Annotated in this window: 4 protein-coding genes; 1 reads left to right on the forward strand and 3 read right to left on the reverse strand. The window is 73.6% G+C overall.

Annotated features, from left to right (window positions below; translation table 11 throughout):
* Positions 1-71: 71 nt before the first annotated feature.
* The 3 genes from AOK23_RS33895 to AOK23_RS33905 form a co-directional block, all read right to left on the reverse strand.
* The gene (locus tag AOK23_RS33895; protein WP_055716368.1) at positions 72-4052 is read right to left on the reverse strand and encodes an SDR family NAD(P)-dependent oxidoreductase; all 3981 of its coding nucleotides are present in this window, start codon (positions 4050-4052) and stop codon (positions 72-74) included.
* Entirely contained in the window at positions 4049-4879 is an 831-nt protein-coding gene (locus tag AOK23_RS33900; RefSeq protein ID WP_079049865.1) for a thioesterase II family protein, read from the reverse strand. The genes AOK23_RS33895 and AOK23_RS33900 overlap by 4 nt, the downstream gene beginning before the upstream one ends.
* A 174-nt stretch (positions 4880-5053) precedes the next feature.
* Positions 5054-6166: a ParB/RepB/Spo0J family partition protein gene (locus AOK23_RS33905; protein WP_079049866.1), complete on the reverse strand. Its 1113-nt coding sequence runs from the start codon at positions 6164-6166 to the stop codon at positions 5054-5056.
* 515 nt (positions 6167-6681) lie between these two features.
* Between AOK23_RS33905 and AOK23_RS33910 the strand changes: the two genes are divergently transcribed.
* A partial coding sequence (locus AOK23_RS33910; RefSeq protein WP_157878230.1) for a TetR family transcriptional regulator occupies positions 6682-6986 on the forward strand: 305 nt, incomplete at its 3' end.

The following is a 6986-nucleotide window of genomic DNA, read 5'->3' on the forward strand; positions in this document are numbered from 1 at the left end:
ACGGGGGGCGATGGGGGCGGCCGGTGAAGCCGCCCCCATCGCCCCCCGTAAGGGTGCCGGGCCGCGCCGGGTCATCGCGCGGCTCCCGCCGCTGTCGGGGTGGCCGTCTCGGTCGTCGTCGTGGCCGCCGCCACCTTCGTCGCCATGCCCTCGACCGTCGGGTTCTCGTACAGCTCGTGCGTGCTGAGGCGGACGGCGAGTTCGGTGTCGACTCGGGCCAGCAGGCGGGTCGCGCGCAGGGAGTTGCCGCCGAGGTCGAAGAAGGACTCGTCGCGGCCGACGGTCTTCTGCCCGAGCACATCGGACCAGATCGCGGCGATCCGCTGCTCCAGCTCCCCCTCCGGCGGGGTCTGCGTCCGTCGGCCGAGGGCCGCCCGGCGCGGCGCCATGTCGAGCAGCAGCTGGGTCGTGTCGACGGCCCCGCTGCCGTCCTTGGGGATACGGCTGACTTCGAGGAGCCGTACCGGCACCGGCAGTTCGGCGAGCGCGGGCGCGAGCGCCGCGTGCACGGCGGCCGGGTCGGCGCCGTCCTCCGTGTCGGTGGTGTACGCCACGAGCACTTCCCGCACGCTCAGTTCGTCCGGCGCCAGCTCGCCCACGACGAAGGGGTTCCGCGCGTCGAGCCCGATGAGCTGGTAGTGGTACGGCAGCGCCGTCGCGGTGAGGAAGCAGCGCAGGCCCCGCTCGGGGTCGATCGCCCGGAAGCCGCGCCGGCGCGCGGGCGCCGTGGACTGGCCCTGGCTCATGCCGACGTCGTCCCACATGCTCCAGGCGAGGCAGCGCACGTCCCGGCCGCGCTCGTGGTGCCAGTGGTCGGCGAAGCCCACGAGGAACGCGTTGGCGGCGGAGTACGCGCCGAAGGAGTGCCCGCCGAACTCGCCGTTCACCGAGCCGAAGAGGACCAGGGAGGCCTCCGGGCGGCTCTCCAGGACGTCGGCGAGGGCGAGCGTGCCGGCGACCTTGGCCGCGTACTGGGCGCGGAAGCCGTCCTCGGACTCGCGGGCCAGGGTGTGCCGTTCGAGGTTCTGCCACTGGTCGGAGACATCGGCGGCGGCCAGGTGCAGGACGCCGTCGAGGGGGCGTCCCCAGCGCTGCTCGGCGGCGGCCACCGCGGCGTTCAGCTGCTCGGGGTCGGTGATGTCGGCCTGCCGGTAGGTGACCTCGCCGAGGTCGGTGAGGTCCCGCAGCCGGGCCGCCTTCGCGCCCTCGGCGGGCGACCGGCCCACCAGCAGCAGCCGGGCACCGTAGGCGGCCAGCAGGTAGCCGGCGAGGTCGCTGGCGATCCCGCCGAGACCGCCGGTGACCAGGTACAGCCCGCCCGGCACCAGCGGCGGTGCGACCTCGGCCTCGGTCTCGTCGTCGACGGGGCGCAGCCGCGGCTGCCAGCGCAGTCCCTCGCGGGCGGCGACCACCCCGGTGTGGGTGGGGTCGGCGAGTTCGGTGCGCACGGCGCGGGCCCACTGGGCGCGGTCGGCGGGCAGGTCGAGCTGCCGCACGGTGATCAGCGGGTTCTCGGCGGCGGCCGTGCGGATCAGGCCCGGCAGGGCGCACACGCCGAGGTCGACGCGGTCGCCGGGCCGTACGTGGGCGGCGCCCTCGGTGAGGACGAGCAGCAGCGGGGCGCCGAACTCGTCGAGCACGCCCATCAGCGCGGTGAGCTGGGTGCTGACGGCGGTGACCCGGGTGGCGGGCTCGTCGTCCTTGCCGTCGAGCGGCCAGGCGAACACCACCGAGTCGATGGGCCCGTAGTGCGCGGTGACGTCGGTGAGCACCCGGCGCAGGTCCTCGGGGTCGCCGGGCGCGACCCGGTAGCGGTCGAGGTCGACCTCGGCGAAGGAGCGGCCCCGGCCGACGACCACGGCGGGTTCGTCGTCCAGGCCGAGCGCGGCGAGCTGCTCCTCCTCGGCGAACACGACCCGTGTGCCGCAGTCGGCGGAGAACACCAGCCGGGAGGAGCCGCTGTCGGCGGGGGCCTGCGCGGCGGGCAGCCGCGACCACTGTCGGCGGAAGAACCACGTACCGGAGTCCTCGGTGTCCTGCTCCTCGTCGGCGATGCGGTCGGCGAACCGTCCGGCCCGCAGGTCGGCGACGAGCGCGGCCCGCTGGATCTTGCCGCTCGCGGTCTTCGGGAACTCGGCGTCCGTGACGGGCACGACCACGTCGGGGGCGATCCCCGCCTCCCGGACCAGCGCGGCCCGTACGTCCTGGAAGGTGCGGGCGAGCGACTCGGCGTCCCAGCGCACCGGCACGAAGAAGATCACCAGCCGGTCGGAGCCCTCGCCGGGCTCGCGGACCCCGGCCGCCGCCGAGAACGTGACGCGTACGCCCTCGACCTGTTCGACGACGCTCTCCAGTTCGTGCGCGACGAAGTTGGCGCCCCGCACGATGATCTGGTCCTTCTTCCGCCCGGCGATGACGAGCGATCCGTCCCGCACGAAGGCGAGGTCCCCGGTGCGGAACCAGCCGTCGTCGGTGAACGCGTCCCGGTTGGCCTCGGCGTTGCCGTGGTAGTGCCGCAGCATCGTCACACCGCGGATCTGGAGTTCGCCGACCCGGTCCTGGGGCAGCGTCCGCCCCTGGTCGTCGACGACGCGGACGGTGACACCGGGGATGGGCCCGCCGACCTCGGTGAACGCGACCGCGTCGGCGCCCTTGCCGTCGACCGACTGGTAGACGAGGTCGCCGTCGAGGGACGCCTGCGAGACGACGACCGTCCCCAGCTCCCGGTCGTCGCGGCTCTGCCGGGTGTAGGTGACGCCGGAGCAGGTCTCGGACATCCCCCAGCACGGCACCATGGCGTCCGCGCGCAGCCCGTGCGGGGCGAGGAGTTCGAGGAAGCGGTGGCTGGTGGCGGCGACCACGGGCTCGCCCGCGTTGACGAACTCCCGCATCCGCGACAGGTCCCAGCTCCGCCGGCCGATCTCGTCGGCGCACTCGTTGACCAGGTTGTACGCGAAGTTCGGCGCCCAGGTGTTGGTGACGCCGTACCGGTCGATCCAGTCCAGCCAGAGCAGCGGGTCGCCGAGGACGTCGTCGATGCGCCCGTTGACGTGCCGGCACCGCAGGAACATGTCGCGGACGTTGTAGTAGACCATCGTCACGTGGTCGAGCGGCATCCAGATGAGGCTGACGTCCTCGCCGGTGTAACCGCGTGCCTGGATCACCGCCCACTCGCGCGCGGCGACGGAGGCGTTGGTGTGCTGCACGCACTTGGGGACGCCGGTGCTGCCCGAGGTGAGCAGGTTGATCACCGGCGAGTCCGGGGTCGTCGCGAACCAGTCGGAGTCCCGTTCCTGGCCGAGGAGTTCACCGACCCGGAGGATCCGCAGGTCCGGCTCGCCCCACAGCGTGTGCAGCGCGCCGAGCGCCGGCGCGGTCGCCTGGTCCGTGAGGATCACGGGCCGGTCGAGCAGCTGCCAGGCGTTGTGCAGCTTGCGGGTGGTCTCGTTGTGGCTCTCGTACGTCGTCGCCACGGCCACCGGCGTCGGCACGAACCCGCCGAGCACACAGGCCCAGAAGGCGGTCATGTACGCCCGGTGGTCCCCGAACTGGAAGAGGGCCGCGTCACCGGGGGCGAGCCCGGCCGCCCGCAGCCCGGCGAGCACCCGCTCGGCCTCGACGAGCAGCTCGGCGTACGTCTGGAGGTCGGGTTCGCTGCCCTTGCGCAGATACAGGGTCCCCTGCTCGGGCGCGAGTTCGGCGGCCTGCCGCAGCCCCTCCTGAAGGGTGGTGGGCGCCCCCTCGGGGATGCGCAGCTCACCGCCGAAGGTCTCGGAGGAGGGCCGGTCGGAGAGCGACGCCTGCGACGCCGGCTGTGCGGATGACGCCTGCGGTGCCGGTGACGTCTGCGGTGCCGGCGATGCCTGAGGCGTCCGCGGCGTCCGCGGCGTTTGCGGAGCGCCCTCCCCCTCCCCTCCGGTGTCGACGGTCCGTGCCCCCTGCCGTACGACGACGGCGGCGTCGCGCACACCCGGTATCGCCCGGGTGGCGGTGGCGAGGCGGGCGGCGACGGCGGGGTCGAGGCCCGGGGTGAGGTCGGGTGTGTGGGTCATCGCGCGCTCCCCGCGAGTTCGGGTGCCGGCCGGGAGGACCCGGCGTGGGACGGGCCGGTCGGGGCCTGGCCGGTGAGGACCTGGCTGAGGTGGGCGACCAGTTCGGTCGGGTCGTGGAGGAAGTAGAAGTGGCCGCCGGGATAGAACCGGGTGTGGAAGGCGCCGGTGGTGTGCGCTGCCCAGCCGTAGAGGGTGTCCTTGGGCGCCCTCGGGTCCGCGTCGCCGCTGAGCACGGTGATCGGGGTGTCCAGCGGCTCCCCCGGTTCCACCCGGTGCCGCTCCCAGAGGGTGAAGTCGGCGCGCAGCGTGGGCAGCAGGCCCTCCATGACCTCCTCGTCCTCGGCGATCTCGGGCTCGATCCCGCCCAGCCGGACGACCTCGGCGCCGAGTTCCTCGTCGGAGAGGGTGTGCATCACCGGGATCCGGCCGACGGTGCCGGGCGCGGGCTGCGCGGACAGGAACAGCCGGCTGGGCCGGGGTCCGCCCTTCTCCCGCAGCGCCTTGGCGACCTCGTACGCGAGCGCCGCGCCGCCGGAGTGCCCGAAGAAGGCGAAGTCCCCGTCGAGGAAGGGCCGCAGCGCCTGCGTCAGCACCTTCACCAGGGGGCCCACCTCGGTCACCGGGTCCTCGGCGATCCGGTTCTGCCGCCCCGGCAGCTGCACGGCGGCCAGCTCCACCTCCGCCGGCAGCAACCGCGCCCACTCCCCGTACGCCCCGGCCCCGGCCCCGGCATGCGGAAAACAGATGAGCCGCGTCCGGGCCCGGGGCCGCCGGGCCCGCCAGATCCAGGGGGTCTCGACGAGAAGATCGGGACTGTGATCAGCCATGGGGATTTCCTCCATAAGAATTCCGAGTCCTAGAAACCGCGCTCCACCGAAGCCGCGCCCGAAGGGGCGTGGGGCGCTGACACCGTGCGGCTCCGCCGCGTGGGCGCGACCAGCCACGAACAACCCGCACCCGCCACCGCGAAAGAACCGCCACGGCGGCCAGGCGCGAAGACCTCAACCCCGCCGCATCTCCAATTCATTGGCCAGCCGCAGCCAGTGGTCGGCACAACGCCGCGCCGCCTGCGCCAGCACCGGCGCCCGATGCCCCGGCACACTCCGCGCCAGCCGCTGCCACTTCGCCTCGTCGCCGATCGAGTGGACGCTGAGCATCTGCAGCAGCATCCGCCCCGCCTCCGTCCGCAGCGACGGGTCCTTGCAGATGTTCGGCAGGATCAGCCCGATCGCCGCCGCCGACAGATGCGCCGTTCCGCGACCGCCACCGGCGGCCGGCACGGCCCCGCGCCCCGGCTCGTCCCGCGTGGCGACCCGCCTGGCGGGCGGCGCCTGCGGCACCGGGTCCTGACCGCGGCGGATCCGGTCCCGTACGTCCTTCGCCGTGGCGGTGGCGATCCCGGCCCGCTCGGCGATCTCGCGGAGCGACGCCGTGGGGTTCGCGGCGATGACCTGGCTGGCCCGCAGCCGCCCCTCGGTGGCCTGCAGCGGCCGTACCCGGCCGTCCCGGCCGACGCGGGGCGCGTTCAACTGGTCGGTTCGGCTCGTTGAACGGCGCCGGATCGCCGCGACCGTGCTCGGCGCGAGCCCCGCGTTGGAGGCGATACGGCGGTCGGACCAGTACGGGTGGGTCGTGAGGATGCGCTCGGCGGCCGCCGCGCGGTCGGCCTGGGACAGGGGCAGGCCGTGCGCGATGTTCAGCTCGACGGACAGGGCGAAGACCTCGTCCTCGTCGCCGTCGAAGTACTCGACCTCGATGGTCGTGGCGCCGCGCAGCCGGGCCGCGGCGAGCCGGTGCATCCCGTCGATGACCCGCATCGTCGGGTGGTGGACCAGGATCGGCGGCAGCGGTTCCTGCTGTTCGGCGAGGGCCCGCACATGGTCGCGGTTCTCGCCGCCGAGCCGGGGGGAGTCGGACGCGCGGAGCGCGTCGACGTCCACGACGCCCGTCCGCCGCGCCCGGCCCCCTCGGTCGCCGGCCGGTCCCCCGCGGTCCCCGGCGGGGGCGGCGGCGGGCTGCGGCACCCCGGCGCCCGCCGCGACGGCCAGGCGCAGGCCCGGCCTGGGCCCTTCCCGGCGGTCAGTGGTTTCGACGTGAGCGCCTGAGACGTTCATGACGTGTTCGCTCCTCCCCGTACGGGCGGGCCACAGCTCTGCTTTCCCCCGTGGCCCTCTCAACCGTCCCGAGAAACATACCAGGGGCGCGGATTTTTTTGCCCCCCTCGTGGCCGGTTTCCTCACGACCACGCGCCCCGCACGCTCGGCTCAGAAGCCGCCAAACGGGGACGAAAACGGCCCGCAGCCGCGCCTCGGGGGATGTAGGCACGGCTGCGGGAGTCTGTTTCAGCGCGGAAACGGGCGATTTCCCCGGGGGGTCACCCCAAGCCCGTCGCTTCCTTTCGATAAAAACATACCGGGGTGCTGGTTTGCAATATCTCGAGGCGCCCCATCCCTCCGGCCGCAGCTGAATGCACGCTTCCGTCGATGCGCACCGCGCCAGGGTGCCGCAGTTGTCGGAATCAGACCGATAAGGTGAGGTAGAAAAGAAACCGCATGGTTGGTTTTATAGATGGGTGGTCAGGTCCCCGACCCTGCCCACGACCGCGACAAGGCCACCGGAGGAGCCCGCCGTGCTGAAACAGGAACGCGCCCTGCACACCCGACACGCCCTCGTGCGCTCGGCCGCGGAGGTCTTCGAGCGGCACGGGTACGTCCGGGCGAAGCTGGCCGAGATCAGCGCCGGCGCCGGGGTGAGCCCCGGAGCGCTGCACTTCCACTTCGAGAACAAGGCGGCCGTGGCCGCGACCGTTCAGGCGGTGGCCGCGGAGAACCTGCGGCGGGCGGCCCGCACCGCGACGCGGCGGCCCGGCCTCGACCCCCTGCAACGCCTCACCGACGCCTCGTACGTCCTGGCCGAGCGGCTCCGCCAGGACGT

Origin of the sequence: Streptomyces torulosus (genome assembly GCF_001419765.1) — a bacterium.
GTDB classification, from domain to species: domain Bacteria; phylum Actinomycetota; class Actinomycetes; order Streptomycetales; family Streptomycetaceae; genus Streptomyces; species Streptomyces torulosus.